At 42.2% G+C, this 25,647-nt stretch carries 32 protein-coding genes and 4 pseudogenes; 16 read left to right on the top strand and 20 right to left on the bottom strand.

Annotated elements, in window-relative coordinates:
• The first annotated feature begins 14 nt into the window (after positions 1-14).
• Both JCM19055_RS21590 and JCM19055_RS32495 read left to right on the top strand, forming a co-directional pair.
• Entirely contained in the window at positions 15-743 is a 729-nt protein-coding gene (locus JCM19055_RS21590; RefSeq protein ID WP_370543273.1) for an ArsA family ATPase, read from the top strand.
• Positions 721-927 (top strand): ArsA-related P-loop ATPase, encoded by a 207-nt coding sequence (locus JCM19055_RS32495; protein WP_370543272.1) that lies wholly within the window; start codon positions 721-723, stop codon positions 925-927. The genes JCM19055_RS21590 and JCM19055_RS32495 overlap by 23 nt, the downstream gene beginning before the upstream one ends.
• A 109-nt stretch (positions 928-1,036) precedes the next feature.
• Here JCM19055_RS32495 and JCM19055_RS30765 read toward each other — a convergent pair whose 3' ends face one another.
• The 4 genes from JCM19055_RS30765 to JCM19055_RS21575 form a co-directional block, all read right to left on the bottom strand.
• Entirely contained in the window at positions 1,037-1,369 is a 333-nt protein-coding gene (locus tag JCM19055_RS30765) for a spore coat protein (protein WP_265182456.1), read from the bottom strand.
• Entirely contained in the window at positions 1,335-1,664 is a 330-nt protein-coding gene (locus tag JCM19055_RS30760) for a hypothetical protein (RefSeq protein WP_265182455.1), read from the bottom strand. Before JCM19055_RS30760 ends, JCM19055_RS30765 begins: the two co-directional genes overlap by 35 nt.
• 115 nt (positions 1,665-1,779) lie before the next feature.
• Complete coding sequence (locus JCM19055_RS21580; RefSeq protein ID WP_265182454.1) at positions 1,780-2,031, bottom strand: cupin domain-containing protein; 252 nt, start codon at positions 2,029-2,031, stop codon at positions 1,780-1,782.
• 46 nt (positions 2,032-2,077) lie between these two features.
• On the bottom strand, positions 2,078-2,827 hold the full coding sequence (locus JCM19055_RS21575) for a YqcI/YcgG family protein (protein WP_052366648.1): 750 nt from the start codon (positions 2,825-2,827) through the stop codon (positions 2,078-2,080).
• 51 nt (positions 2,828-2,878) lie between these two features.
• Here JCM19055_RS21575 and JCM19055_RS21570 point away from each other — a divergent pair, with 51 nt between their 5' ends.
• Positions 2,879-3,511: a LysE family translocator gene (locus JCM19055_RS21570; RefSeq protein ID WP_042361285.1), complete on the top strand. Its 633-nt coding sequence runs from the start codon at positions 2,879-2,881 to the stop codon at positions 3,509-3,511.
• A gap of 130 nt (positions 3,512-3,641) precedes the next feature.
• Positions 3,642-3,893 (top strand): hypothetical protein, encoded by a 252-nt coding sequence (locus tag JCM19055_RS21565; RefSeq protein ID WP_042361281.1) that lies wholly within the window; start codon positions 3,642-3,644, stop codon positions 3,891-3,893.
• A gap of 41 nt (positions 3,894-3,934) precedes the next feature.
• Here the strand turns inward: JCM19055_RS21565 and JCM19055_RS30755 are convergent, their stop codons facing one another.
• Both JCM19055_RS30755 and rarD read right to left on the bottom strand, forming a co-directional pair.
• Positions 3,935-4,297, bottom strand: coding sequence for an EamA family transporter (locus tag JCM19055_RS30755; protein WP_265182453.1), 363 nt, complete (start codon positions 4,295-4,297; stop codon positions 3,935-3,937).
• Positions 4,291-4,860 carry an EamA family transporter RarD gene (rarD, locus tag JCM19055_RS30750; protein ID WP_265182452.1) on the bottom strand — a complete coding sequence of 190 codons (570 nt, stop codon included), beginning with the start codon at positions 4,858-4,860 and terminating at the stop codon, positions 4,291-4,293. The genes JCM19055_RS30755 and rarD overlap by 7 nt, the downstream gene beginning before the upstream one ends.
• Before the next feature lie 122 nt (positions 4,861-4,982).
• Here rarD and JCM19055_RS21555 point away from each other — a divergent pair, with 122 nt between their 5' ends.
• From JCM19055_RS21555 to JCM19055_RS25975, 3 genes are read left to right on the top strand one after another with little or no spacing between them, the layout of a single operon-like run.
• Positions 4,983-5,207 carry a DUF1659 domain-containing protein gene (locus JCM19055_RS21555; RefSeq protein WP_042361279.1) on the top strand — a complete coding sequence of 75 codons (225 nt, stop codon included), beginning with the start codon at positions 4,983-4,985 and terminating at the stop codon, positions 5,205-5,207.
• A 13-nt stretch (positions 5,208-5,220) separates the two neighbouring features.
• Positions 5,221-5,451, top strand: a complete 231-nt coding sequence (locus tag JCM19055_RS21550) for a DUF2922 domain-containing protein (RefSeq protein WP_042361278.1) — start codon at positions 5,221-5,223, stop codon at positions 5,449-5,451.
• Between the two features lie 14 nt (positions 5,452-5,465).
• Entirely contained in the window at positions 5,466-5,588 is a 123-nt protein-coding gene (locus JCM19055_RS25975) for a YvrJ family protein (protein ID WP_081831896.1), read from the top strand.
• A 46-nt stretch (positions 5,589-5,634) separates the two neighbouring features.
• On the opposite strand, the pseudogene JCM19055_RS21545 reads toward JCM19055_RS25975, so the two are convergent.
• Positions 5,635-5,980 (bottom strand): annotated as a pseudogene (locus tag JCM19055_RS21545) (general stress protein).
• 233 nt (positions 5,981-6,213) lie between these two features.
• Here JCM19055_RS21545 and JCM19055_RS21540 point away from each other — a divergent pair.
• Both JCM19055_RS21540 and JCM19055_RS21535 read left to right on the top strand, forming a co-directional pair.
• On the top strand, positions 6,214-6,612 hold the full coding sequence (locus JCM19055_RS21540; protein WP_042361277.1) for a FixH family protein: 399 nt from the start codon (positions 6,214-6,216) through the stop codon (positions 6,610-6,612).
• A gap of 83 nt (positions 6,613-6,695) precedes the next feature.
• Positions 6,696-7,334: a transglycosylase SLT domain-containing protein gene (locus JCM19055_RS21535; RefSeq protein ID WP_052366647.1), complete on the top strand. Its 639-nt coding sequence runs from the start codon at positions 6,696-6,698 to the stop codon at positions 7,332-7,334.
• Positions 7,335-7,402: 68 nt separating this feature from the next.
• Here the strand turns inward: JCM19055_RS21535 and JCM19055_RS21530 are convergent, their stop codons facing one another.
• Positions 7,403-8,341, bottom strand: a complete 939-nt coding sequence (locus JCM19055_RS21530) for an NAD-dependent epimerase/dehydratase family protein (protein ID WP_042361307.1) — start codon at positions 8,339-8,341, stop codon at positions 7,403-7,405.
• 63 nt (positions 8,342-8,404) lie between these two features.
• Positions 8,405-9,586 (bottom strand): glycine C-acetyltransferase, encoded by a 1,182-nt coding sequence (locus JCM19055_RS21525; protein WP_042361275.1) that lies wholly within the window; start codon positions 9,584-9,586, stop codon positions 8,405-8,407.
• Between the two features lie 261 nt (positions 9,587-9,847).
• Between JCM19055_RS21525 and JCM19055_RS21520 the strand changes: the two genes are divergently transcribed.
• A complete protein-coding gene (locus JCM19055_RS21520) occupies positions 9,848-10,315 on the top strand; it encodes a flavin reductase family protein (RefSeq protein ID WP_042361274.1) in 468 nt (155 codons plus the stop codon).
• A gap of 21 nt (positions 10,316-10,336) precedes the next feature.
• Here the strand turns inward: JCM19055_RS21520 and JCM19055_RS21515 are convergent, their stop codons facing one another.
• From JCM19055_RS21515 to JCM19055_RS21470, 11 genes and pseudogenes are all read right to left on the bottom strand, one after another.
• Positions 10,337-11,725: an MDR family MFS transporter gene (locus JCM19055_RS21515; protein ID WP_042361273.1), complete on the bottom strand. Its 1,389-nt coding sequence runs from the start codon at positions 11,723-11,725 to the stop codon at positions 10,337-10,339.
• 26 nt (positions 11,726-11,751) lie between these two features.
• Positions 11,752-13,154 (bottom strand): annotated as a pseudogene (locus JCM19055_RS21510) (DHA2 family efflux MFS transporter permease subunit).
• A gap of 1 nt (position 13,155) precedes the next feature.
• Positions 13,156-13,560, bottom strand: coding sequence for a hypothetical protein (locus tag JCM19055_RS21505; protein WP_042361271.1), 405 nt, complete (start codon positions 13,558-13,560; stop codon positions 13,156-13,158).
• Entirely contained in the window at positions 13,536-14,072 is a 537-nt protein-coding gene (locus JCM19055_RS21500) for a TetR/AcrR family transcriptional regulator (protein ID WP_193745544.1), read from the bottom strand. The genes JCM19055_RS21505 and JCM19055_RS21500 overlap by 25 nt, the downstream gene beginning before the upstream one ends.
• 137 nt (positions 14,073-14,209) lie before the next feature.
• Complete coding sequence (locus JCM19055_RS21495; RefSeq protein ID WP_042361269.1) at positions 14,210-14,809, bottom strand: nitroreductase; 600 nt, start codon at positions 14,807-14,809, stop codon at positions 14,210-14,212.
• A gap of 15 nt (positions 14,810-14,824) precedes the next feature.
• The gene (locus tag JCM19055_RS21490) at positions 14,825-15,760 is read right to left on the bottom strand and encodes a rhodanese-related sulfurtransferase (RefSeq protein ID WP_042361268.1); all 936 of its coding nucleotides are present in this window, start codon (positions 15,758-15,760) and stop codon (positions 14,825-14,827) included.
• Between the two features lie 148 nt (positions 15,761-15,908).
• Positions 15,909-16,829, bottom strand: a complete 921-nt coding sequence (gene prpB / locus JCM19055_RS21485; protein WP_042361267.1) for a methylisocitrate lyase — start codon at positions 16,827-16,829, stop codon at positions 15,909-15,911.
• A 9-nt stretch (positions 16,830-16,838) separates the two neighbouring features.
• Positions 16,839-18,281: a bifunctional 2-methylcitrate dehydratase/aconitate hydratase gene (locus JCM19055_RS21480; protein WP_042361265.1), complete on the bottom strand. Its 1,443-nt coding sequence runs from the start codon at positions 18,279-18,281 to the stop codon at positions 16,839-16,841.
• A gap of 11 nt (positions 18,282-18,292) precedes the next feature.
• Positions 18,293-19,006, bottom strand: a pseudogene (locus tag JCM19055_RS32490) (citrate/2-methylcitrate synthase).
• A 62-nt stretch (positions 19,007-19,068) separates the two neighbouring features.
• On the bottom strand, positions 19,069-19,404 hold the full coding sequence (locus tag JCM19055_RS32485; RefSeq protein ID WP_370543271.1) for a citrate/2-methylcitrate synthase: 336 nt from the start codon (positions 19,402-19,404) through the stop codon (positions 19,069-19,071).
• A 13-nt stretch (positions 19,405-19,417) separates the two neighbouring features.
• Entirely contained in the window at positions 19,418-20,095 is a 678-nt protein-coding gene (locus JCM19055_RS21470; protein ID WP_370543270.1) for a GntR family transcriptional regulator, read from the bottom strand.
• Positions 20,096-20,312: 217 nt separating this feature from the next.
• Here JCM19055_RS21470 and ilvD point away from each other — a divergent pair.
• The 6 genes and pseudogenes from ilvD to JCM19055_RS21450 all read left to right on the top strand — a co-directional run bounded on the left by ilvD (position 20,313) and on the right by JCM19055_RS21450 (position 25,515).
• A pseudogene (gene ilvD, locus JCM19055_RS21465) lies at positions 20,313-22,002 on the top strand (dihydroxy-acid dehydratase).
• Positions 22,003-22,109: 107 nt separating this feature from the next.
• Positions 22,110-23,084, top strand: a complete 975-nt coding sequence (locus JCM19055_RS21460) for a TAXI family TRAP transporter solute-binding subunit (protein ID WP_042361261.1) — start codon at positions 22,110-22,112, stop codon at positions 23,082-23,084.
• Between the two features lie 5 nt (positions 23,085-23,089).
• The gene (locus JCM19055_RS21455; RefSeq protein WP_042361259.1) at positions 23,090-23,374 is read left to right on the top strand and encodes a hypothetical protein; all 285 of its coding nucleotides are present in this window, start codon (positions 23,090-23,092) and stop codon (positions 23,372-23,374) included.
• Positions 23,280-23,480 carry a DUF1850 domain-containing protein gene (locus JCM19055_RS32480; RefSeq protein WP_081833891.1) on the top strand — a complete coding sequence of 67 codons (201 nt, stop codon included), beginning with the start codon at positions 23,280-23,282 and terminating at the stop codon, positions 23,478-23,480. The genes JCM19055_RS21455 and JCM19055_RS32480 overlap by 95 nt, the downstream gene beginning before the upstream one ends.
• Before the next feature lie 74 nt (positions 23,481-23,554).
• Positions 23,555-23,890: a hypothetical protein gene (locus JCM19055_RS32475; RefSeq protein WP_370543269.1), complete on the top strand. Its 336-nt coding sequence runs from the start codon at positions 23,555-23,557 to the stop codon at positions 23,888-23,890.
• 29 nt (positions 23,891-23,919) lie between these two features.
• A complete protein-coding gene (locus JCM19055_RS21450; protein WP_370543268.1) occupies positions 23,920-25,515 on the top strand; it encodes a TRAP transporter permease in 1,596 nt (531 codons plus the stop codon).
• Positions 25,516-25,647: the final 132 nt, after the last annotated feature.

The following is a 25,647-nucleotide window of genomic DNA, read 5'->3' as shown; positions in this document are numbered from 1 at the left end:
GACTACACACAAGATTGTTTTTTTTCGGTGGAAAAGGAGGCGTCGGTAAATCGACGTCATCCTCCGCCTTTGCTTTACAGCAAGCGGACCAAGGCAAGCGCGTTTTACTCGTTTCCACAGACCCCGCGCACAACCTTCAAGATCTTTTTCAAAAGCGCATCGGTCATAAGGTCACTTCACTTACGAAACAGTTAGATGGCCTTGAAATCAACGCCCAGGAAGAATCGAAGCGCTACATTAAGGGTGTTAAAGAGAATATTAAAGGGCTTGTCCATGCCCACCGCTTACCTGAAGTTCATCGACAAATCGACTTAGCGGCTTCTTCCCCAGGCGCAGATGAAAGTGCCCTGTTTGACAGACTCGTTTCAATTATTTTGGAACATACGTCTACGTACGATTCGATTATCTTTGATACAGCTCCGACAGGTCATACCATTCGTCTGCTTACTTTGCCTGAACTTATGGAAGCGTGGATTAATGGAATGTTAAAGCGTAGAAAGGTTGTCACAGACAACTACAGTTCACTGCTCAATGACGGTGAACCTGTAGAAGACCCAATTTATCAAACGTTAATGGAACGTAAACGAAAGTTCTCATTAGCCAGAACGTGGTTACTCGATAACGAAAAGACTCGATTTCTTTATGTGTTAACCCCAGAGAAGCTACCGATAGAAGAAACAGACCGTGCGATCGAACAGTTAAAAAAAGCATCAAATGGACGTGAGCGGTTTAATCGTAAATAAGTGCTTGCCAAATGAAGCGAATGATTCTGCATTTTTCAAGCAACGTAAACAATTGGAAGATGGTTACAAAGAAGAAATTCAACAACGTTTTAAGAACCAATCCAAAGTGTTCGTACCATTACAAGAACGTGACATTGCATCAATGGAAGAACTCAGAGCATTGCAACCTTACTTAACCATTTAAGAAAGAACAGAACGTATAGCAAACGCCTGTTGACACGATGGTCAACAGCGTTTGCTTTCGTTTTTGTACTTTATCTAATTAACGCATCGGGGGACTGTCCCCCAGTGCGTTAATGCAGATGCGTGGTGCTCGTTTTAATATTTGTCGAGCTCGTCGTAAAGCTATTCAACATCGCTGTCATATCCGCTTGCTGTAGCTTTGGTACTTGATAATAACCGTGCTTATTTTGGTACAGGAAGATTTCATACGCCATTTCAATCCAATCAGGAATGCTGTCAGCAATTACGCGTCGAAATACAGGGTGTGTCACTTCCGGTGCTGCCATTGCAAACAACGAAGACGTCGATTTAATTAAACCTAGCATGTGAGCAGAAATTCCCGTTTCTTTTACTTCAGAAAGGTTTGCGTTAGGCTTTTTTTGGCTGACTCGGTGTAATGCCATACGTTACATCCGTTGAGGCATCCATTTCATATGGCCCAATTGATGTTGTCGGCTTTTGACCAGTAGAAAATGCTTCAACCATGTGATTGTATTGGGTCGTAATATACCCGTATTGATGGTCTAAAATCGACAATAGTTGCTGGTCTTTCACATACGGCCTGAAAATCATATACTGATCTAGCACATTCACAGTTGTGGCCAACATTTCGTGGGCATCAAACAGCTCATGACCACCATGGTTCATATTGACGCTTCCAGCTTGAGCTTGATTTTGATTGAATGGTTGTTGTTGCATAGAATCCTCTCCTCCCATCCGTAGTATGAATGAGAAGACGAACATTCATGCTGAAAAGATTTGTTAATCTAATACAGAGATAATGTACGTACAACCTTCTGGGCCTGCAACTGAACTATGCAGTGAGTTTTTTTTGTAAAGAAATTCGATCTCCTTCACCGCATTCATACTCAACATTATCAATGGTAAACGTCAACGAACCTGCAACAATGTGCAACACTTCATCGTTCGGATGGGTATGCTGTTTATGAGCTTTGTATGGTAAATCGCGCTGTACTTCAACACTTCCAGTTTTCCCTTTAGGTAACAATTCTTCTATTACTTGAGGCATCTTTCCACCGAAGTTCTGCTGAATTTTTGTTTCCATATTGTCTCCTTTCATGTGAAACGGGCACTTCATTTCCATCGGCTCGTTATGATCGTACAAAAAAATATTGCTTCCACTCGTGTGATCCTTTTTCGCCGTACCATTTTAATGACGGGTGGGGTAATACGTCATCATACGAATATAAATGACTTCTTACGATATCTTGAATATGACGCCCCCTTTTCGTATTGCCGTTAATGTCTTCAAACACCCAGCGGGGTTGAAACGTAATCATAAACGTATTCGCATGCCGACTTTTCCGTTTTTGATGAGCCGGAGTATTACACACAACAAACATCGGTTCACCCATGAACGAAAATTCCCATAAGGCATCATCTGGATGCTTCGGTATATCATTTGGCCAAGGTTGATTGTCAAAGCCATGAAGCTGATTTAATACGTTCCAAAAACGCTTTTCATACTGCTCCAAAGAATCCACGCCTTCATCCGGCTCAAAAAAAGCAACAAACGATGTATTCCGACCGTACGTGCGACTCGTTCTCGCATAGTTCGAGAGCTCACCCGCTAATTTTTCATAATTTTGATCTGATTTTGGCACAAATGTAAATTCAAGCTCACCCATTTTTAAACCTTGCACTCCGAGCACACATGGAAACGGATCGGTTTCACTTAATAAATCATGGCAAAATCTCCGAAATTGATCTTTTGCCCAATCATCTTGATTTTTAAAAACGTTCTCATAATAGCGCTCTACATCTTCGAGTAATTCAAGACGAATGCCAAGTCCTCCTCTCACGTGCAGACAATGATATATATGTACGATGATTTTAATCATTTATGTATAGACAAGTTCTCGGAACATATAGTGCAATGAGGTGGACAAACGATGGAAGTATTAATGGTGTTTAAGATGCTGATACTCGGTGTAAGTTTAGCTGCACCTGTTGGTCCGGTTAACATTGAAATGATTAAGCGTGGCATTAGTGGTGGGTTTTTACCTTCATGGCTCGTAGGCTTAGGCGCAATGACCGCTGATTTAATTTTCCTCGTTGTTATTTTTTTTGGACTGTCCCATTTCATTGAACAGAAATTCGTACAAATGATTATTATTATTATCGGTGGATCGCTACTCGTTTACTTATCAATTACCACGTTGCTCGCCGTATTTAGAGGGAATGTGCTTCAGCAATTACACACACGCACAACAGCAGGCTCTTCGTATTGGACAGGTTTTGCAATTGCCATTTTTAATCCGTTAAATTTTGTTTTTTGGTTCGGCATTTTCGGTTCGACATTAACGACGCTTATGAATGATACGACATTGGCTCAGGCAATTCTTTATAGTGCATTGATTATTACAGGTGTGATCCTTTGGAATTTAAACATTGCCTTCACCGTTCACTTTTCAAGAAACCTTATTAACGAACACGTGATGCGAATTGTTATGTTCGGTTGTGCACTCGTTTTGTTTTATTTTTCATTAGATCTTTTTACCCAATTACTTTCGATTACTAGCTAAATCGGTAAAATCTACATGAATTCGACAAAAAAAACATTAAAAATTCATATTATTAGTTACAAATTATAATTTATTTCTACCTGTGAATTATTTAGAATTAAGGAAACGATATTGAAAGGGGTACAAGCCCATGGAAGACAAACTCTCCAAATTCGAACGCATTGCAAAAAGACGTACTGAAGAGACTGTAAAGAAAATCCGTTTAATCGGAAATTTATCAAACCGGAATAATTATGATTACTCCGAGGAACATCTCGACCGTATTTTCAATGCTTTAGAAGCAGAGCTAAAAGCTGCACGACGCAAGTTCCAGGGCCACAGTAGTTCCCCAGATTTTCAAATCTCATTTGACCGACAAGCGGCTCGCAAAAAGACAAGCTAATAACTAAAACGGAAGAGTCGAATACTCTTCCGTTTTTGATGCTATAAACTTTCTGCGTGTTGTTTACGAAGGCGCAACGTCGACTGCATACGACTTGTCGTAAAAATGAGTAAACCTAGCCAAATCATTACAAACGACATGAACTGAACACTACTAAACGGTTCTTGAAAGATAAAGACGCCGATAATAAGCATCAATGTTGGAGCGACGTATTGTAAGATGCCGATCACAGAAAACGTGATGCGTTTTGCACCATACGCAAACAAAAGCAATGGCAACGCCGTCGCAATACCTGAACCGAGTAGAATCAATGTGAGTGTTGGTGATTGCGTATAAGAAGCTGTACTTTCACCAAATGTATACACGTAAAACAAATAAATCAGTGCAAATGGAGCTACTAACAATGTTCAATCGTCAAACCCGTTAATACACCGATCGGAACGAGCTTTTTAATTAATCCATAAATACAGAAGCTAAGTGCCAACACGAATGCTGCCCAAGGAAAATACCCATAATACACAGTCATAATAACAACCCCAACAAAAGCAAAAGCAACCGCAATTATTTCATTACGTGACAACTTCTCCTTTAGAAATACAGTCGCAAGCAAGACATTCATTAATGGATTTATGTAATAACCTAGACTCGCTTCAATAACCCGATCACTATTAACTGCAAAAATAAAAACGAACCAATTGATTGATATGAATACAGCAGCGGCTGTAATGGCAATTGCCGTTTTTCGCTTTTTGAAAATCAAGCGGATTTCTTTCGTTGTAGCTTGTAGTTGTCTCGTTATAATTAGCAAAATGAGCATAAATAACAAAGCCCAAACGACACGGTGCGCTAATGTTTCAAGCGCTCCTACCTCTTCGGTTAATTTCCAATAGAGTGGCAATAACCCCCAAATAAAGTATGCCAACAATGAACCTATGACCCCAAGTACAACTTGCTGTTGATTACCCACCTGTCATTCCCCTTTTCTTCTCTATCCTTTATCATAATGAAGTTTTTTCAAAAAAAACTATAATTCTGCCTCCCCTTTTTTTGGATTTGTCTAAGACTTATCTAATGAAAGGAGGTGATCAGATGCAACCAGGAAACACTGTTGTCGAACTCAGTTTCTTGCAAGGGTACGATCTTGAAGGGAATGATGTATTCCTAAGCCGTAGATTTCAAAACATCAAGTCTACTGCAACAGACGAGCGTGTCTTTAAATCGGTACGCGCAATCGCAAGCTTAAGCGACTTCCCGCTTCGTAGAGCTATTCGTCGCAATGATTACGACCTACTTCAATTAGAAAACATGGAATAAGGAGGAATAATTGATGACTACTGTTTTAGAATTACGCTTTCGAAATCAAGAAGAAAGAATCACAACCATCGCCGTTCCAGATCCATCTCCGACAATTACAGCAGAAGATGTCGAAACGAGTATGAATGAACTCATCCAAGCGGATGTTTTCACTTCAACTGGCGGTGATTTAGTAACGATTGTAGACGCGAGGTATGTAACAAGAACTGTTGAAACTGTATTTGAACCTGAACAAACGTCATAAGAAAGGACGTTCTTATGGAAGAATGGTTAACGCTTGTTTTCAACCATGGATTTGCTGCAGTCGTCGCTTTTTATTTGCTTCATCGCATGGAGAAAAAGCTAGACTTGCTCATTAATGCTGTTTGTAAAGCAACCTAAAAATCCCCCTAACTGCTATGTATAAGCGGTTAAGGGGGATTTTTTATTAAAGGGTAATTCCTGCAGGTGCGTCTTTTACAACGACAATTACAGCACCTTTATCTAGTTCTGATTCAAGGTTATTCGCCTCTGTTTCTGAGAAGCCGAGTTCTTCAAACTTGGCACGTAGTTCATCGCCTTTTTTTGCGAAAAACATTCTTTACCGAAGTCGTAATGCCTGTTTCACTTGCACCAACCGTGTTTGCATCGGCACGGTTTGCAACGCGCTTCGTATGATCATCATCATGTGTCAAAATATAAATGTTATCTTCATCTACTTTAGTCTTTAATTCGTCGACTGCTTTTACTGCTTCATCGTCATTCATAAATTCTTTAAATACTGGTGCTGCCATTGCTATCATCTCCTTACATGTAGAACTACCCGACAAAACTTCTACGTAAACACGCTTCGCTATAAATCAAAACAATAGAACTACTTTTATAATTCGATAAATAAGTAGATAAGTCGTTGTGATCAGACAATGGAGACGTTCATTCAACTAGAATCGTGACGGTCTTTTGAACGTTATCAGGCTAGGTTTTCTTTTTGGAACATCATAAGATATGATAACGATGAGGTGATGTTATGAAGCGTCGTATGCTCATTTTCGTTGGCGCCAGCTTCTTACTCTCTGCTTGCAATTCAAATCAAGAAGAACAAGAGTTAACGCTCTCAACAGAGCCGATCAACGTCGAGGTTCTAAATGATACAACTGCAACACTAGATGAAGAGTGGACGCTACAAGTCGAAGTTACTCAAGAAGACGAACCCGTTGAAGATGCAAATGAAGTTATCATTGAAGTATGGACAGAAGGAAACAAAGAAAACAGTGCGATGATACCAGCTGAACACAGTGCAGATGGCATTTATGAAGCCGAACTCGCATTTCAAGAAAAGGATACTACCTACTCTATTCAACCTCACGTAACTGCGCGTGGCATGCATTCGATGCCTGTCCATGAAGTAGAAGTTACCGATGAATAATCTAACGATAGACAAACTTCTCACTTTAACGCTATGATGGATAAGTGACATCGAAATGGTTAGGCAAGTGAGGGATTTTTAACATGGGCAAAGCGAAACAGAAAAAGAAACGAAAGTTATTCGGTTGCTTGTTCGCAAGTGTTTTTTTCATTGCCGCAATTGGCATTGGAGCGTTTTATCTCGTTAGCTCTATGTTTACTGAAAATGAACTGGACAAGCTTTTAAATGGACGACTGTCAGGAATTGCAAACAATGAAATTCCGGCTGAATATATGCCAATCTATCAAGAAGCTGCAGATGAATACGATATCCCTTGGGAACTTCTTGCTGCCGTCCACCGAGTGGAAACACGATTCTCAACGATGGACCCTATGATTTCACCTGCTGGAGCTGAAGGACCGATGCAATTTATGCCTTGTACTTGGTTTGGATGGAGCCACCCAACGTGTGAAGGCAATGGTGCAGGTGCCATTCCAAATGAAGAATTAACAGACCCAGACCTTATTGCTGAACATGGCGGATATGGAATGGACGTGCGTAATAAAGCGTCGCCGATCCTTGGAATCATGAAGATGCGATTTTTGCAGCCGCTAGGTATTTATCATCGAACGGTGCAGATGATGGTGACATTGAAGAAGCGTTGTTTGCATACAATCGCGCCGATTGGTACGTTGAAGAAGTTATTTCTTTTGTTGATGTCTATAATAACGGCTATGAAGTAATTGAACACAATGAAAAACCGTAAGTGAGAAAAGAGCGTTGTCTCTCACTTACGGTTTCTTTGCGTTCATTACTTTTGAACTTTCTCAAGCATATCTTTCGTCATCTTCTCTAAATCATATGATGGTGAAAATCCAAATTCTTCTTTTGCTGCCGTTGGATCAATAGCATCTGGCCAACTATCAGCAATTCCTTGGCGTACTGGATCAACATCATACGATAACGTAAAGTCTGGAATATGCTTTTTAATTTCAGCAGCGATCATTTCCGGTTCAATACTCATCGCTGTTACATTGTAAGCGTTGCGATTCTTTAATTGACTTGGGTCCGCTTCAAGCAAATCTACGGTAGCTTGAATGGCATCTGGCATATACATCATATCCAAGTAAGTGCCCTCACTTAAGAACGACGTATAGCTTCCTTCTTCAACAGCCTTATAATAAATGTCCACTGCATAATCTGTCGTTCCACCGCCTGGTGGTGTTAAATAAGAAATTAGCCCAGGAAAACGCAGACCACGTGTATCAAGCCCATACTTCGTATAGTAATAATCACATAACAGTTCACTTGCTACTTTACTTACGCCATACATTGAAGTTGGGCGTTGAACAGTAACTTGTGGTGTACTTTGTTTAATGGTTGAAGGACCAAAAGCACCGATACTGCTCGGAGTAAAGAACTTGCAATCGTGTTCACGAGCAACTTCTAAACTGTTCATTAGCCCTGTCATGTTAATTTCCCATGCACGTTGTGGATGATGCTCAGCATTCGCAGACAACATCGCCGCAAGATGAATGATCGTGTCCACGTTGTTATTCTTCACAAGTTCATTCAAGCGATTCCCATCCATAATGTCTAACGTTTCAAACCGCGCACCCTCTCCAAATGCTCCATCACTATATCGAATATCGGTGGCAATGACATTATCAACGCCATATTTATGCTGCAGAGTTGTCGTTAACTCTGAGCCGATCTGACCAAGTGCCCCAGTTAATAAAATCCGTTTCATGCTCATTGGACAGCGCACAACGATTGCGCTGTCTTCCCCCTTTATTTAAACGTTGTTCCGCTATTATACGTCTAGTTCTTTTCCAAGTTTCTCATACACAGAAAGTGCTTCATCGAGCATTTCTTTCGTGTGAGCCGCTGTTGGCATGTTTCTTACACGCCCTGTCCCACGAGGAACCGTCGGGAATACGATTGATTTCGCATAAACGCCTTCTTCCATAAGACGCTTACTGAATTGTTGAGTTTTCTGCTCATCACCAATAATTACTGGCGTAATTGGTGTCTCTGTATCTCCAACGCTAAAACCTAGCTTCTTTAACCCTTCTTGTAGATACTTTGTATTCTCCCAAAGTCGTTCTTGAAGCTCTTTAGACTCAGACAAAATATCAATCGCTTCAATACTCGCACGGATATCTGCAGGCGTTAGAGAAGTAGAGAATAAAAACGGACGTGATTGGACTTTAAGCCAATCGATGAGCGCTTGACTTCCTGCAACGTAACCACCAACAACACCAATCGCTTTCGACAACGTACCCATTTGCATGTCCACGCGATCTGAAAGTCCGAAATGCTTAACCGTACCTTTTCCTTCACCTAAAACACCAGAACCGTGTGCATCGTCAACATACGTAATTAGATCAAATTCTTCTGCAATGTCTACGATCTCAGGAAGCTTCGCAACGTCGCCGTCCATGGAGAAGACACCATCTGTAATAACCATAACCTTCTCGTATTCTTTTACCGCTTCACTTGCTTTTTGACGAAGGTCTTCCATATCACTGTGGTTGTAACGAATAATCTTCGCTTTTGATAAACGACATCCATCAATAATCGAAGCATGATTCAATTCATCTGAAAGAATTGCATCGTTTTTATTCATAACTGCTGAAATCGCAGCCATGTTACAGTTAAAACCAGACTGATAGGCAATTGCTGCTTCTGTATGCTTAAACTTCGCAAGCTTCTCTTCAAGCTCAACGTGAAGCTGCAACGTACCGTTAATCGTACGAACCGCTCCAGAACCAACGCCATACTTTGTAACAGCATCTTTAGCAACTTCCTTTAGACGTTCATCTGTAGCAAGACCTAAATAGTTGTTTGATGACAAGTTTATAAGCTCTTTACCTTCAAGTTGAATCTTCGGTCCATTTGCACCCTCAAGTGGGTGAATCACATTGTATAGACCTTTATCTTTAAGTTCGTTAAGTCCACTGTTTAAAAATGATGTTAACTTTGTGCTAGGCATGACCTTCATCCTTTCCTTTACATGTCCTCGTTTTATCATACATTAGATTTCTCTTAGAATATAGCGAAAGACTCGATTTAAACCGCTTTCTTAAATAATCATTCTTTTCAAACTTCAGTTTGAATATGAGCGAATTGTTAGCGAGAATCAAAAACTCTTGCTAAAATTAATGAGATGCATCTCTTTGCATCGTACTTTTTTTTACTTTTTATCATAAGTTAATGATATAGATTACCCGTCAGAGAAAAAGGAGTGGCACATATGGATGATTATCTTTTCCGTCGTGCAATGGCAAAGTTCACGACCGGAATTACCGTTGTAACGACAGAGAATGGTGTTGAAACTCATGGAATGACTGCAAATGCATTCATGTCCATTTCATTAGAACCGAAGTTAATTGCAGTATCGGTTGACCACCGGGCTACAATGTTCCAAAAGCTAAAAGATGCGAACAAATTTGCCGTGAACATTCTAGATCAATCACAAGAAGATATTTCTAAAATCTTCTCAAAACAGTTACCAGGCAAAGAAAACTTCGCCTTTGCAGACCTTGACGGATTACCTGTCATTCCAGACGCAATGGTTCAACTTATTTGTTCAACGTACAACAAAGTAGAGGCAGGAGATCATACGATTTTTATCGGTGAGGTTACGAACCTTAACATTAAAGATCCAGAAAAGATCGATCCACTCGTTTATTTTGAAGGCAATTACCGCAAACTTAATTAATACAAAAAACCACGGTTCGAGTTACTCGGACCGTGGTTTACTGCGTAAAAACAAAGTGAGAATAAAACCGATCAACGCAAGCACTGATGCAACAATAAAGCTCGTGTTAACACCAATAATAAGTGCAGTCGTCTCATCCGCAACGGTATCCACCGCTGCTGTTGTCATGATTGTTACGAAGATTGCCGTACCAATCGATGCCCCGACTTGACGCATCGTGTTTGTCATCGCTGCGCCGTGAGGGATCAACACATGCGGCAAATCATTTATTCCAGCCGCCGTCACAGGCATCATCGCCATCCCCGTACCGACCATACGAATCGCATAACCGATACTTAGATATAGCGCAGACGTTTGACCATCAAGATCAATGAACATTAATGACGAAATAAAAATTAAAAACAAACCTGGAATCGCTAAATATCGTACACCGACTCGGTCGAAAATTCTTCCTGCAATTGGCGAAATCATTCCCATCAATATAGCTCCTGGCAACAGAATCAAACCCGATTCAAACGCATCAAATGAGTTCATATTTTGCATATAAATTGGTAGAATTGTCGCGGTGCTAATCATCGATAAAAAGACAATCACGCTAATCATCGTAGAAAACATGAATATTCTCGACTTAAACACTCGAAACTCTAAGATCGGTTGTTTTAAAAGCAGTTGTCGTCTAATAAAGGCAACGAGCGTGATAACCCCAATGATCATCGGCAGTATAACCGTCGCTTGTAGCCATACCCCGTCCCCTGCACTACTGAACCCGAGCAACAATCCCCCAAACCCAAGTGTCGAGTAGACGATGGAACGAATGTCGAGCTTCGCTTCTCGTTGCGTCGCGATATTCTTTAAGAATATGTAAGCGAGGATCGTATTCAGGACGCCAATCGGCAAGACGACCCAAAAAAGAATCGACCAATGGTATTGTTCTACGAGCCAACCAGACAGGGTCGGTCCAATGGCAGGTGCAAAGGCAATCACTAGTCCAGCTAGTCCCATTGCACTTCCCCGTTTTTCAATTGGAAACAACAAAAGAAATGATGTTTGCATGAGTGGCATCATAATACCTGCGCCGGAAGCTTGAATAACTCTACCTAACATGAGCATTTCAAAAGACGGAGATAAAGCACAGACAAGTGTTCCAAGAACGAATAAACTCATTGCGGTTAAAAAGAGTTTTCTCGTTGAGAACTTTTCAATGAGAAATGCGGTAATGGGAATCATAATCCCATTTACGAGCATAAAGACCGTTGTCACCCACTGTGCTTCATTCTCATTAATCGATAGGTCCGTCATGAGATGAGGCAATGCCGTCGTTAAGAGCGTCTGATTTAATATGGCAACGAAAGAACCGATAAGTAAAACCGTTACAATCGGCGCTTTCTTTAAACTTGTGTTCTCGACCATCTACGACCTCCAAACTTTGTTACTTCTTATTCATTCATTGAATCCGTGACTGTCTGTTTCTTTCTTTTAATCATAAACGAAAGTAGGAAACCTAGAGAAGATAAAATTCCCGCGAATAAAAACGCCATGTTCACTCCTCGAACTGCACCCTCCATAGAACCCGCATCAGCCGGTGAAATGGCTGCTTGAGTCATAATGGTTACGAGCAACGCCGTTCCTACAGCACCAGCAACTTGACGCATCGTATTGTTCATCGCTGTACCGTGAGGAATTAAACGATTAGGCAGTACGTTAATACCTGCCGTTGTGACTGGCATCATACAAAGAGCGATCCCGAGCATGCGAATTGTGGACACAATCGTCAAATAAAGAAAGGTCGTCTCTGTCGTTAACTGCGTTAATAAAAACGTGGTTGCTGTCACTAAAAAGAGACCTAAAATCGAAAGAGTTCGAGCACCAATCTTATCAAAGATACGTCCTGTAATCGGCGACATAATCCCCATTAATACAGCACCTGGTAATAACATTAGGCCTGTTTCAAATGCAGTGAAATCATGCATGTCTTGCATGTACACTGGAAGAATTGTTTGTGAACCGATCATCGACATAAATACAATCATCCCGATAATCGTCGTCAATGTAAAAATTGGATATTGAAACACTCGAAACTCTAGGATCGGTTGCGCTAACCGTAGTTGACGCACGATGAATAGAACAAGTGTTACGATCCCTACGATAATTGAGACGAGAACGACTGGATTTAACCACCCTGATGCCCCCGCTGAACTAAATCCATACAAAATTCCACCAAAACCGAACGACGATAAAATAATCGATGTAATATCAAGCTTTGGATTATTCAACGTCGAAACGTTTTCCAGTTTGAGCCAAGCGGCGAAGATTGTAATCAACGCAAGTGGCAAGATGATCCAGAATAATATCGACCAATGGTGACTTTCAACGAGCCAACCAGATAAGGTCGGTCCGATCGCAGGCGCAAAAGCAATGACAAGACCTACCATCCCATCGCAGATCCACGTCGTTCAACCGGAAAAATAAGCAGCAATACAGTTTGCATTAAAGGCATCATAATGCCTGCCCCTGCGGCTTGAATAACACGTCCTGCAATGAGCGTTAAAAATGATGGTGCTAACGCACAGACGAGTGTTCCGATCGCAAACAATCCCATTGCAACGAAAAACAGTCGCCTCGTTGTGTATTTTTCAATTAAAAAGGCAGTGATTGGAATCATCACACCGTTGACGAGCATGAACGCTGAATTCACCCATTGTCCAAGGTCTGCACTAATTTGAAAATCTCGCATGATGTGTGGCAATGCGGTCGTTAGTAGCGTTTGGTTTAATATCGCCATAAAAGCGGCCGCAAGTAAAATTGCGACCATCGATCTTACATTTGTGGTTGTACTCATCTTATTCCTTCTTTTCTTTAGTAACATCTAAGTGATCATTCGGTGAGTTCCCATTGATCTCAATCAGTTTCCGCAAGCGATCAAGTTCCGTTGAAACCGGGACTTCGCTCGTTAAATAGCGACCTAATGCTTCAAATAAGTAAAGCTTTGGCTCTTTTGCCATCACTTCTTTCTCAAAGTGGTCGAGGGCTGCAAACACTTGTTGTTTCTGTTTACGCGTCCATTTTTGTTCAACTTGATGACGAATTTGTGCGCAACATTCTCGCACTTGTTCTTCTACACTCGCGACAGTTTCTTCTTCTCTAAACTGTTCATAATCGTGCATAACTTCCTTCGTTAAGAGGGGAAAAAGATGACCCCCTCTTTGGACGACACAATCGATCATGTCAACGACTTGTTGTGCCACCTCCTTAGAATGAAGGGCTTATGATCATCGACCATCAAATGAGAGTATTCTCGGAGTGTTCCTTGGAACATGACAACAAGGTCCCAAATGTAGTCATTCACTTCTTCTCCGTATGCATCTCTCAAACTCGTAAAATGCCAGTTCATTAGTAACGCTTTCGTCCGTTTAACCATGATCATAATTTCACTCGTCTTCTTTTGAGGAATGGCTTGAAAAACGAGATTGGCAAACGGTCGGTGATCCTTCGCAACGTCGAGCTCAAGAACAATTTTATCAACAAGCTGTTCCTTTTTAGAAAGGGATTCATCAGCTTTATACGTAGTCGTTCGGATGAACATTTGCTTCAAGTTATAATCAAACACTTGCATAAGTAGATCGTCTTTTGATGAGAAATATTTATACAAAGATGCTTTTGAAATACCGCAGTTCTCTGCAATCGTCTGTACAGACGTCGCATAATAGCCTTCTCTAGAAAACTGTTTTAACGCTTCTACAATAATTTTATCTTTCACGACGACCCTCACATTTATAGATTACTCTTTAGTTTTATGAAAACTGATTAGTTTTAATGCTAGCGGATTGTGTTCTAGATTGTCAATGGAATGAACTCACACAAAAAAAGAAACGACCGGAATGGCCGTTTCTTGAATTACTCATTGATGCGATCAATATCTTCATGGATGTAGACCGTTTTCGCTTCGTGAGGATTCCGCTCTGCAAGTCGGTCTTTCACTGTTGCAGGAAATCCTAAATAAATGAAGCCAACAACATTACCACGCTCTGTTAAGTTATAAAACTCTCGCACTTTATCATGGTACATCGGTTTACCGGAACGCCAAATCGCTCCTAACCCAAGGGCATGTGCCGCAAGTAGCATGTTCTGAGCAGCAGCATGAGCGGCTGCGTACTCTTCAATCTCAATCACTTTTTCTTTCTCGCTCGGTTCAACAGCAATCGTAATGACAATTGGTGCTCGAAACGGCTTTTCAACCGTCTTGTCTAGCTTCTCAAGTTGTTCTTCGTCAGGTTCTCCATCAATCTTCTCACGTTGAATCTCACGAAGCACTCGCCCAAGCGCTCGCCGCCCTTCACCTGTGTGAACGAAAAACTTCCACGGCTCTGTCTTATAATGAGACGGAGCCCAATTGCCTGCTTCAAGCACTTTTTCTAATGTTTCTTTATCAACCATCTCATGTGGATCTACTTTGCCTATGCTTCTACGTGTTTGAATTGCCTCAAAAACGTCCATTCAGCTAGTCTCCCCTTATTGAGCCTTCTTGTCTGCATACGTTTCTTTAATGTTCGGCCAGCGATTACGTGGGTGCTCACGACATTCTGTCGTACATGCCGCTTCATGCTTTTCTTCGCATTCTGTGCAACATACATACTGGCGGTTGCACTCAGGGTTGCTACAGTTAATGTAACGATCCTCCGTCGTGCCACAATGATGGCACGATGCAATCACAACATCTTCGTCCGTATGATTTGCTCGAATCGAAATCCGCTCATCAAACACGTACAGCTTACCGTCCCATAAACGACCTTGCACTTCTTCGTCTTGACTGTAGTTCACAACACCGCCGTGAAGTTGTGCGACGTCTTTGAAACCTTTGTTCATTAGAATACCTGTCAACTTCTCACAGCGAACGCCGCCTGTACAGTACGTGATCACTCGTTTATCTTTATATTCTTCTAAGTTCTCATCAATCCACTCAGGAAATTCTCTTGAAGACTGAACACCTGGCTTAATTGCATTACGAAAATGACCAATTTCATACTCGTAATCGTTACGCCCATCAATTACAATTGTATCTTCATCTAAAAGCGCATCGTGGAATTCTTTTGGACTTAAATACTGCCCAGTGAGATGATTTGGATTGTCATCAATCTCATCATCTAAGCGCCATGTAACCAATTCTTGTTTCGGACGAACGAACATTTTCTTAAATGTGTGCTCATCTGATTCGTCTATTTTAAACCAAAGGTCTTCAAACCTCGGGTCTTGCTTCACGTAATTCATATAACGCTCTGTTTGTTCAACTGTACCTGAGACCGTACCGTTAATGCCTTCTGGAGCGACAATAATACGTCCCTTTAATTCATTTTCTTTACAAAAACGCAGATGTTCTGCGGCATACTCTTCGTAATCAGGCATGTCCACATACTTGTAATATAGTAATACACGATAATCCTTACTCATCGTTTTCCCTCCGAATGTACATCTTGCAGTGATGTCATTGTACTCCATAGGAGCCAAACACTATAATTATAACAGATTATGAACATTCTTTCAGAGGAAAAATAAGAAAACCACTCCGCACGTAACGCGCGAAGTGGTTAACCTAATCTTATCGTTGCTCTTTCCCTTCTACAGGAAGAACCGTTTTGGCGATTTGCTCATCTAAATTCTCATAATCATAGTATTGAATCGTATCATAAAGATCTGCTCTCGTTTGCATTTCCTCTAAATGATCTTTTTGTGTTCCCTTTTCACGAATTTCACGGAAAACACGCTCATAGGCTTTTGCTGCCACGCGCATTGAAGTGACTGGATAGATCACCATTGAGAAACCGAGTTCTTCAAATTTCACTGCACTATAATAAGGTGTTTTCCCGAACTCCGTCATGTTCGCAAGCAATGGCACATTGATTTTACTTCCGTAATACTGAAAATCTTCTTCATTAATTAAGGCTTCTGGGAAGATGGCATCGGCGCCTGCTTCAACATAGGCTTCAATTCGTTTCAATGCTGCCTCTTGCCCTTCAACCGCTTTTGCATCCGTTCTTGCCACAACTACAAGTGATGGTGCAATTTCTTTTAACGTTTTAATCTTCGCTGTCATATCTTCCGTTGAGACGAGTTGCTTCCCGTTTAAATGACCACACTTCTTCGGTAACGCCTGGTCTTCAATTTGAACGGCCGCAACACCTGCTTCAAGCATTTCCTTTGCTGCTCTTGCTACATTGATAACCCCACCGTAACCCGTATCAATGTCTACGAGCACTGGTAAATCCGTTGCGCGAATAAGCTCTCTCGCTCGGTCTGCAATTTCATTTGAATAAATGAAACCGACGTCTGGTAACCCCTGGCTTGCCGTATAGGCTGCACCGGATAAATAAAGTGCTTCAAACCCTGACTTCTTCGCCATTAGCGCACTCATTCCATCATGTGCGCCTGGAATTTGCAAGATCGAATCTTCTTTCACGAGTTTCAAGAAACGTTCTGCGAGTTGTTGTTGACTGCTCTGTTCGTTTACTACCCAGCTCATGTTTTCCCCCTATATTGTGAACTTCTCCATAAATTCGTGAACCGGAATATCGTTAAAGTTCGGGTCATTAAATAACGCTACGAGTTCTTCCGCTTGTGTACTTGGGAAACGTGTATACAACGTATCTTTGTACTTCTCTTCAAGTAACGGAATACTCTCTTCGCGACGACGACGGTGACCGATTGGATACTCAACCGCTACTTCTTCTGTCTTACTGCCATCTTTAAAAATGACTTGTACTGCGTTTGCAATTGAGCGTTTATCTGGGTCAAGGTAATCTTTTGTATATTGTTCGTTTTCAACGGTGTACATCTTTTCACGCAACGCATCAATCTCTGGATTCTTCGCAATGTCATCTTCATAATGATCTGCAGTTAATTCTCCGTAGATGAGACCAATCGCCGTAATGTACTGAAGGGAATGATCACGATCTGCTGGGTTATGAAGAGGACCGGTTTTATCAATAATACGAATTGCTGACTCATGAGTCGTAATTTTCACTTCTTGAATTTCATCTAGACGATCTTTGATTTCAGGGTGTAACGTGACAGCTGCTTCAGCAGATGTTTGTGCATGGAATTCTGCAGGGAACGTTACTTTAAATAGTACGTTCTCCATGACATAACTTCCGAACTCACGACCGAGCGTAAGGTTTTTTCCACCAAACAGTACGTCTTGGAATCCCCACTTCGGTGCAGTTAACGCACTTGCATAGCCCATTTCGCCTTTCATCGTCATGAGACCTAAACGTACAGCACGACTCGTTGCGTCCCCTGCTGCCCATGATTTTCTCGAACCAGCATTTGGTGCGTGGCGATACGTACGTAAGCTCGAATTGTCAATCCACGCTTGTGAAACGGCGTCCGCGACTTGCGCTTCTGTTCCGCCAAGCATTGCTGTAACAACAGCAGTCGACGCAATTTTCACGAACAAGACGTGATCAAGACCTTCACGGTTCATACTGTTCTCAAGTGCAAGCACACCTTGAATTTCATGTGCTTTTACTGCAGCTTTTAATACATCTTCCATCGTCAATGGCTCTTGACCTTTCGCAACGCGTGTACGGCTAATGTAATCGGCAACGGACAAAATACCGCCAAGGTTATCCGATGGGTGTCCCCACTCCGCTGCAAGCCACGTATCGTTGTAATCGAGCCAACGAATGAGCGTGCCAATGTTGAACGCACCTTGCACCGGATCTAATTCAAACTGCGTCCCCGGTACACGCACACCATTTGGAACGACCGTACCAGGTACGATTGGACCTAAATGCTTCGTACACTCTGGATAACGAAGAGCTAAAAACGCACAGCCGAGTGAATCCATAACGACTAACTTCGATGTCTTTAGTGCTTCCTCACTTGAAATCTCTGCATTAACTGCATAATCTGCAATTTGTAACAACAATTCATCTACGAGTGGTTTTTCATTTGCTTTAATATCTGTACTCATATTCGTTCCTCCTAAGGATGTAAGTTTCTTGGACCCGTGTATTTTACTCTCGGACGATAAAGGCGGTTGTTGTCGTGTTGCTCAATGACGTGTGCACCTAAACCTACCGCTCTCGCTGCAAAGAACACTGGCGTATAAAGTGGAATTGGAATGTTCAATAAATAATAAACCGGTGCTGCATAGTAGTCGAGATTCGGATATAAGCCCTTTTCTTCTCGTAAAATATCTTCACCGCGCTGACACATCTCGACGAGATCTTCTCTTCCACGGTCTTTCGCTAGTCGCTTCAGCGCTTTTTTTCATTAACGTTGCGCGAGGTCCATCTTCTTCATATAGACGCGATGACCGAATCCCATAATCCGTTCTTTGTTTTTAAGCTTTTCAAAGAGTAACGTTTCCAAGCCATCAACGGTTTTACCTTCCAAAAGCAAATACATAACCGCTTCATTTGCACCGCCGTGCAAGCTCCCTTTAAGTGAAGCGACTGCGCCCGTATACGCACCATAAATGTCGGCTTGCGTTGACGCAATCACGCGCGCGGTAAATGTCGAGTTCGGCATTTCATGCTCGCTATACACCATTAATGATTGATCAAAGATTTCTGCTTCCAATGCGGTTGGAACCTTACCTGTAATCATGTACAAGAAATTGCTACTAAACGGCAAATCTTCTCGTGGCTCAACAGGCGTTGCCCCCGTCAGCTTATGATAACTATTCGCAACAATATTTGGTATTTTCGCTAAAAGGCGAAGAGACTTCTCTCGATTCGCGCTCGTTGAGCGGTCTTCTAAGAGTGGATCAAACTTCCAAGTGCCGAGATTCCTGTTCGCAAAGCGTCCATTGCGTTCATGTCTTTTGGCAAGTTGTTATAAATGGATAGAAATTCATCTGGTAATGCGTACTCTTTCTTTAAAGCGCTTTCAAACTTTGCCTCTTCATCTTTATTCGGTAGTTTTCCTTCAAAGAGTAAGTGAGCAAGTTCGATGTACGTAATCTTTTCAGAAAGCTCAATTAAATCATAACCTTTAATGACAATTTCTTCTTGCTCTACGTCTAAATAAGACACGTCAGTTTCTGTCGCTATGACTCCATCTAAACCAGGGATTACTGTTTGATCTTTCATACTTACACCTCTTTTACGTTGAATATGAAGATGAGTGTTCAATCGTTTCTTCAATCGTCTTCAAGCTTCTTCGAATATGTGCACGCATGAGCTCTTCTACCTCTCCACTACTTTTCTCTTTTAGGTAGCGTAAAATTTTTACGTGTTCGTTTAATGGAGTTTCGAGTGCATAGTCAGGATTACTGTACCCGCTAATTCTTCGGTACCGTTCGACTTTGTTCTCCAATTGTTGTAAAAAACGCTTGGCTGTTTGATTGGTACTCTTTGATTGGATAATCTCATGAAAGTCACCACTATGTTTCATGAAATCTTGTGAACGGTTTAGCTCAGCTGCACGCTTCATTAAAGCAATCGTGTCTTCAAGTGCATAAACATCATCTTGAGTAAGTTCGGTCGCCGCTTCTTTTGCAATGAGACTTTCCATTAATTCTCGTACGACAAAAACCTCTCTTGCTTCTTCTAATGTTACAGGCGCAACATACATTCTTCCGTTTGATTGTTTGTTCACAAGGCCTTCAAGTTCTAATCGGTACAACGCTTGTCTAAGCGGTGTACGACTAATCTGAAGGTCTTTTGACAACTGATCTTCAAGAAGGTGTTCTGCCGGCTCATACTGTAACTCAATGATGCGTTCTTTTAACGTCTCATAAGCGACGTCAGCTGCTGATAAACGCTTCGATAAATTGTTCACAACCATTCTCCTTTTAGTGCAAAATCACCTCAGTTCAGTTGGTGACGTATTATAATATAATTGTATACAAATTTAATTTTCTGTCAATGCGTCTTTTCTTCAGTAAAGTACTACAAAAAGTGACACTTTTCAGCTAAAATAAAAGAACATTCGTGTTATAAGTGCCATTATTCGCGAAATTATAATTAGGTTTTACAGGAGAAGGGATTGTTTGAAAATGGAAAATAACAAAGATTTGCGCATCCGTTCTCACGTGATTAGTGAGAGCCCTAACCGCGCACCGAACCGTGCGATGCTTCGAGCTGTAGGGTTTGAAGATGAAGATTTCAAAAAACCAATGATCGGTGTCGCAAGCGCTTGGCTGAAGTAACGCCTTGTAACATGCATTTGGACAAGCTTGCAATTGCTGCTAAAGAAGGTGCTTCTAAAGAGGGCGCACCGTTAATTTTCAACACGATTACAGTCTCTGATGGCATCGGTATGGGACACGAAGGCATGTTCTTCTCCCTCCCTAGTCGTGAAATTATCGCTGACTCGATTGAAACCGTGATGAACGCAGAACGTTTAGATGCGCTCGTCGCAGTGGGTAGCTGTGATAAAAACACGCCTGCCTGTTTAATTGCAATGGGTCGCTTGAATGTTCCTCTGTGTACGTGTACGGTGGAACGATTCAACCTGGAAAGTTAAACGGCAAAGACCTTGATATCGTCTCAGCATTTGAAGCGGTCGGTCAACACCAAGTCGGTCAAATTACAGATGAAGAATTGCATGAAGTTGAATGTCATGCATGTCCAGGCGCTGGTGCTTGTGGAGGAATGTACACAGCAAACACAATGGCATCAGCCGTTGAAGCGATGGGTATGTCACTTCCTGGTTCATCTTCAACTCCAGCCATTGCTGGAGCGAAAGAAGAAGAATGTACACGCGCAGGTGAAGCGTCATAGAACTTCTTAAGAAGGACATCTATCCAAGTGACATTATGACGAAAGAAGCGTTCGAAAACGCGATCACAGTCGTCATGGCACTCGGTGGTTCAACGAACGCGTTCTTACATTTAACAGCGATGGCGCATGCGGTTGGTGTTGATTTATCAATTGATGACTTTGAAGTTGTTCGACGCCGCGTTCCTCACCTTGCAGACTTGAAGCCAAGCGGTCGTTACGTTATGCAAGACTTGAACAACGTCGGTGGTGTACCTGCAGTGATGAAGATGCTTCTTAAAGAAGGACTTCTCCACGGTGACTGCCTAACCGTCACAGGTAAAACACTTGCTGAAAACCTTGAAGAAGCAGAAGATTTACACGAAGGTCAAGACGTCATCTTACCGATGGATAATCCGAAGAAGAAAGACGGACCGCTCGTTGTTCTTCGTGGTAACCTCGCTCCAGAAGGTGCCGTTGCCAAAATGTCTGGTCTACAAGTAACGAAATTCCAAGGACCAGCGAAAGTATTTGATAGTGAAGACGCTGCAACGAAAGCCATTATGAACAATGAAATTGAAGAAGGAGACGTTCTTGTCATCCGTTATGTCGGTCCTAAAGGTGGACCAGGAATGCCTGAAATGCTCTCAGTTACGGCCATGCTCGTCGGAAAAGGACTTGGCGGTAAAGTTGCCCTTCTCACAGACGGACGTTTCTCTGGAGGTTCCCACGGTTTTGTTATTGGACATACTGCTCCTGAAGCACAAGTCGGTGGACCGATTGGCCTCTTGCAACACGGAGATATCATTACGATTGATAGTGATGAACAACTTCTTCAAATGGAAGTCGAAGAGTCAGAACTTAAGGCTCGACTTAACAACTGGACAGCACCTGAACTTCGCTACAAAAAAAGGTGTCCTAGCAAAATACTCTGCCCTAGTATCGTCTGCTGCCAAAGGGGCAATTACTGACGATTTCAACAACTAAATAAACCACATTACAAAAGTTGCCTTTTAAAGGCAGCTTTTTTTGTTTTTCATAGTTTGTACGGCTCGTCATATACATAACCATCGATGTATGAAGGAGGAGTCAAGATGAAAAAAACAATCATCTTAGGAAGTGTTTTGACTAGTTTTGCACTAGTGGCGGGTGCCTGTAGTGATTCTAGCGATGGGGTAGAAAGCAGCGAGGATTTATTTGTAACCATTGCAGCAGGAGGAACATCAGGTGTTTATTATCCCATTGCCGGGGCGATGGCGAATGTGTATGGTGATGCTGGTCATGACGTTTCCGTCCAAGCCACAGGAGCTTCCGTTGAAAATGTGAACCTTTTGCAGAGTGATCAGGCTGAACTTGCGATTGTTATGGCCGATACTGTAGAACAAGCGTACGAGGGATTTGGTGCATTTGAAGGGGAAGATCCACAAGACAACTTAGTTGCCATTGCTGGGTTATATCCAAACGTCGTTCAAGTCATTACAACGACTGATTCTGGAATTGAATCGTTTGAGGACTTAGAAGGCAAACGTGTCGCTGTCGGGGATGCAAATTCGGGTGTAGAGCTGAATGCCAGAATGATTTTTGAAGCACATGATATGACCTACGATGATATCTCTGCTGACTATTTGCCGTACGGTGAAGCGATCGATCAGATGAGAAATGGCATGCTAGATGCGGCATTTGTTACGAGCGGTGTGCCTAACTCCGCGGCGATGGATCTTGCAAGTACTCATGATGTAACAGTCGTGCCAATCGATGATGACGCGATGAATTATTTAAACGATACGTACCCGTTCTTTATCGAAGACGAGGTACCAGCTGGAACATACGACAATGAAGAAGACATTTCAACTCCATCTATTACGAATTTACTCGTCCCTAATCCTTCACTATCAGATGACGAAGTGTATGAATTAACGAGCCTTTTCTACGACAATTTAGAAACCATCCAAAGTTCACATGAAGCAGCTACAGACATTGAGATTGAGCATTTTCAAGAAGGTGTGAACATCCCCCTTCATCCTGGAGCTGAACGTTACTTTCAAGAGCAAGGACTTCTAGATGAGTAATTCATATGAAGCCGTTCTTGCTACTACTCTGCTGCATTCTCCTTGCCGGTTCTGCACAAACAACATTATTCATTGAGATCCGGCATGCGATAACAAAAGAAACGTTCACAATTCAACAACTAAGCGAAGACGATGAGCTAAAACTTTCATGGATTCATTCAGTAGAAAAAAACCCCTTGGGAAGAATACTTTACGATCAACAAACGAGGGAAACTGACGCTCAACAAAACACGATTTCAATCATTTGGTGCAGGCGTCTCTCCATATGGTCGCGGTACGACAAGTATTGAAGACGGTTACATCGTCTTATCCGAGCTGAATGAGTCGTTTGATTCGTACCAGTGGTTTCATTCCCACGATGCTACTTTTACTTGGTACGTAAATGAAACTTGTTGATTCATACACAGCAGTTACCTCATCATGAATCGATTGAACTGCTCGTACACCATCGTTTATGAAAGGGGGCTATTATGAGCCAATCTAAAAACACAGAAGCACTCGATCAAGAACAACAAGAGCTTCTAGAAAAGTATGATAGTGAATCTCGATTTCGGGTCTTCTTAAACAATCGTATCACTTTACTCGTTACGATCATCGCGGTGACTTTTTCACTATATCACCTCATTACTGCATTTACAGGACCACCCGTTTACGTACTTGTGCACCGCGCTCTACACGTTTCATTCGTTCTCGTACTCGTCTTTCTATTGTTCCCGGCAACAAAAGGCGCAGCTCGCAATCGATTACCTTGGTATGACATGCTACTTGCCCTTTTATCTGTGCTTCAACGATCTATCTATTTGTAAATTACACTGAAATTGTGACGCGTGGAGGATTGCCGAGTACTCTTGATGTTCTATTTGGCACTTTGCTCATCATTCTTGTATTTGAGGCCGGCAGAAGGGTAACGGGTTGGGCTTTACCGATCCTTGCATCACTCTTTGTTGTGTATGCTCTATTTGGTCGAGATCTTCCTGGCATCTTTCGTCACCGTGGGTACAGCTGGGATGCAATTTCTAATCAACTTTTCACAACAACTGAAGGAATTCTCGGTACGGCAATCGGAGTATCAGCCACATATATCATTCTATTCATCTTGTTTGGAGCTTTTCTAGCGAAATCTGGAATGGGTCAACTGTTCAATGATTTAGCGCTCGCTCTCACCGGTCATGCAAAAGGTGGACCTGCAAAAGTTTCCGTTGTTGCGAGTGGATTTTTGGGAAGTATCAATGGTTCGGCTATAGCAAATGTCGTCACAACAGGCGCATTTACAATCCCTCTCATGAAAAAGATTGGGTACAACCGTAATTTCGCTGGAGCTGTAGAATCTTCAGCTTCTGTCGGAGGACAAATCTTACCTCCAGTTATGGGAGCCGCCGCTTTTATTATGGCAGAAACGCTCGGTGTGCCTTATACCGACATTATCTTGATTGCGATTTTACCAGCATTGCTCTTTTATTTAGGAATTCTTGCTCAAGTGCATTTGCGAGCAACAAAGCTAGACTTGTCTGGCATTCCTAAAAGTGAATTACCGAGCATCAAAGAAGTGTTAAAAGAACGGGGCCACTTACTGCTCCCAATTGTCTTTTTGGTTTACATGCTTTTCTTTAGCGGGACAACAGTCATTTACTCTGCCGCGTGGACCATTATTGTCACGATTCTTATTAGCTTTTTAAGAAAATCAACACGAATGAGTTTCAAAGACTTTATTGACGCGCTAGAAAACGGTGCACGCACAACGGTGAGTGTTGCCATTGCCTGTGCAACCGTCGGAATTATTGTCGGAGTCGCTAACATTACTGGCTTTGGCTTAAATTTAGCAAACGCAATCGTCTCCATCGGTGGCGAGAGCTTGTTCTTAACCTTATTGTTTACGATGGTCGCATGTATCGTACTCGGCATGGGTATGCCAAGTATTCCAGCATATATTATTACCGCAACGATGGCCGCACCTGCACTCGTCCAACTAGGCATTGAACCGATCGTTGCACACATGTTTGTGTTCTACTTTGGCATCTTTGCAAACATTACGCCACCGGTCGCTCTAGCCGCCTTCGCCGCTGCCGGCTTATCAGGTGGCAGTCCGATGCGAACAGGTTTTATGGCAATGAAGCTCGCAATCGCAGGCTTTATCGTGCCATTTATGTTCGTCTACAACAATGAGTTGTTGTTAATGGATACAACATTTACAGAGTCCATCGGCGTCATCATAACCGCTGCAATTGGTGTGTTAATGCTCGGCATCGCCGCAGAAGGCTATTTGCTATATTCCATGAATGTCATCTCCCGCTTGTTTATGGCAGGTGGCGCTTTACTCTTCTTACACCCTGCACTATTAACCGATGCAGTAGGAGTCATCATTCTCGTAACGATCTTCCTAATCCAATGGATCCGAAAACGAAAACAACCAGCAGCACCAGTGCAAGCCTAGTCATCAGTGCGGGTTCGATACCCTCCAAAGTGAAAGCTTTGGAGGGGCTTTTTGAGGAGGATGTTCTTGCTCTGCGTTATCTTGCTCTTGCACCACGCCACCACGCTCTTGCTACACACCACCTCGCTCTTG

This window comes from Geomicrobium sp. JCM 19055 (genome assembly GCF_000698185.1).
GTDB lineage: Bacteria > Bacillota > Bacilli > Bacillales > Marinococcaceae > Geomicrobium_A > Geomicrobium_A sediminis.
Note: the sequence above shows the minus strand (reverse complement) of the source record. Positions and strands in the feature narration are given on the sequence as shown.

Excerpts from the sequence above, each read along its gene's own strand:
- JCM19055_RS30765 (WP_265182456.1), bottom strand. The coding sequence starts at position 1,369 with ATGGCATTACACCGAGTCAGCCAAAAAAAGCCTAACGCAAACCTTTCT.
- JCM19055_RS30760 (WP_265182455.1), bottom strand. The coding sequence starts at position 1,664 with ATGCAACAACAACCATTCAATCAAAATCAAGCTCAAGCTGGAAGCGTC.
- JCM19055_RS21580 (WP_265182454.1), bottom strand. The coding sequence starts at position 2,031 with ATGGAAACAAAAATTCAGCAGAACTTCGGTGGAAAGATGCCTCAAGTA.
- JCM19055_RS21575 (WP_052366648.1), bottom strand. The coding sequence starts at position 2,827 with ATGATTAAAATCATCGTACATATATATCATTGTCTGCACGTGAGAGGA.
- JCM19055_RS21570 (WP_042361285.1), top strand. The coding sequence starts at position 2,879 with ATGGAAGTATTAATGGTGTTTAAGATGCTGATACTCGGTGTAAGTTTA.
- JCM19055_RS21565 (WP_042361281.1), top strand. The coding sequence starts at position 3,642 with ATGGAAGACAAACTCTCCAAATTCGAACGCATTGCAAAAAGACGTACT.
- JCM19055_RS21555 (WP_042361279.1), top strand. The coding sequence starts at position 4,983 with ATGCAACCAGGAAACACTGTTGTCGAACTCAGTTTCTTGCAAGGGTAC.
- JCM19055_RS21550 (WP_042361278.1), top strand. The coding sequence starts at position 5,221 with ATGACTACTGTTTTAGAATTACGCTTTCGAAATCAAGAAGAAAGAATC.
- JCM19055_RS25975 (WP_081831896.1), top strand. The coding sequence starts at position 5,466 with ATGGAAGAATGGTTAACGCTTGTTTTCAACCATGGATTTGCTGCAGTC.
- JCM19055_RS21540 (WP_042361277.1), top strand. The coding sequence starts at position 6,214 with ATGAAGCGTCGTATGCTCATTTTCGTTGGCGCCAGCTTCTTACTCTCT.
- JCM19055_RS21535 (WP_052366647.1), top strand. The coding sequence starts at position 6,696 with ATGGGCAAAGCGAAACAGAAAAAGAAACGAAAGTTATTCGGTTGCTTG.
- JCM19055_RS21530 (WP_042361307.1), bottom strand. The coding sequence starts at position 8,341 with ATGAAACGGATTTTATTAACTGGGGCACTTGGTCAGATCGGCTCAGAG.
- JCM19055_RS21525 (WP_042361275.1), bottom strand. The coding sequence starts at position 9,586 with ATGCCTAGCACAAAGTTAACATCATTTTTAAACAGTGGACTTAACGAA.
- JCM19055_RS21520 (WP_042361274.1), top strand. The coding sequence starts at position 9,848 with ATGGATGATTATCTTTTCCGTCGTGCAATGGCAAAGTTCACGACCGGA.
- JCM19055_RS21515 (WP_042361273.1), bottom strand. The coding sequence starts at position 11,725 with ATGGTCGAGAACACAAGTTTAAAGAAAGCGCCGATTGTAACGGTTTTA.
- JCM19055_RS21495 (WP_042361269.1), bottom strand. The coding sequence starts at position 14,809 with ATGGACGTTTTTGAGGCAATTCAAACACGTAGAAGCATAGGCAAAGTA.
- JCM19055_RS21490 (WP_042361268.1), bottom strand. The coding sequence starts at position 15,760 with ATGAGTAAGGATTATCGTGTATTACTATATTACAAGTATGTGGACATG.
- prpB (WP_042361267.1), bottom strand. The coding sequence starts at position 16,829 with ATGAGCTGGGTAGTAAACGAACAGAGCAGTCAACAACAACTCGCAGAA.
- JCM19055_RS21480 (WP_042361265.1), bottom strand. The coding sequence starts at position 18,281 with ATGAGTACAGATATTAAAGCAAATGAAAAACCACTCGTAGATGAATTG.
- JCM19055_RS32485 (WP_370543271.1), bottom strand. The coding sequence starts at position 19,404 with ATGAAAGATCAAACAGTAATCCCTGGTTTAGATGGAGTCATAGCGACA.
- JCM19055_RS21460 (WP_042361261.1), top strand. The coding sequence starts at position 22,110 with ATGAAAAAAACAATCATCTTAGGAAGTGTTTTGACTAGTTTTGCACTA.
- JCM19055_RS21455 (WP_042361259.1), top strand. The coding sequence starts at position 23,090 with ATGAAGCCGTTCTTGCTACTACTCTGCTGCATTCTCCTTGCCGGTTCT.
- JCM19055_RS32475 (WP_370543269.1), top strand. The coding sequence starts at position 23,555 with ATGAGCCAATCTAAAAACACAGAAGCACTCGATCAAGAACAACAAGAG.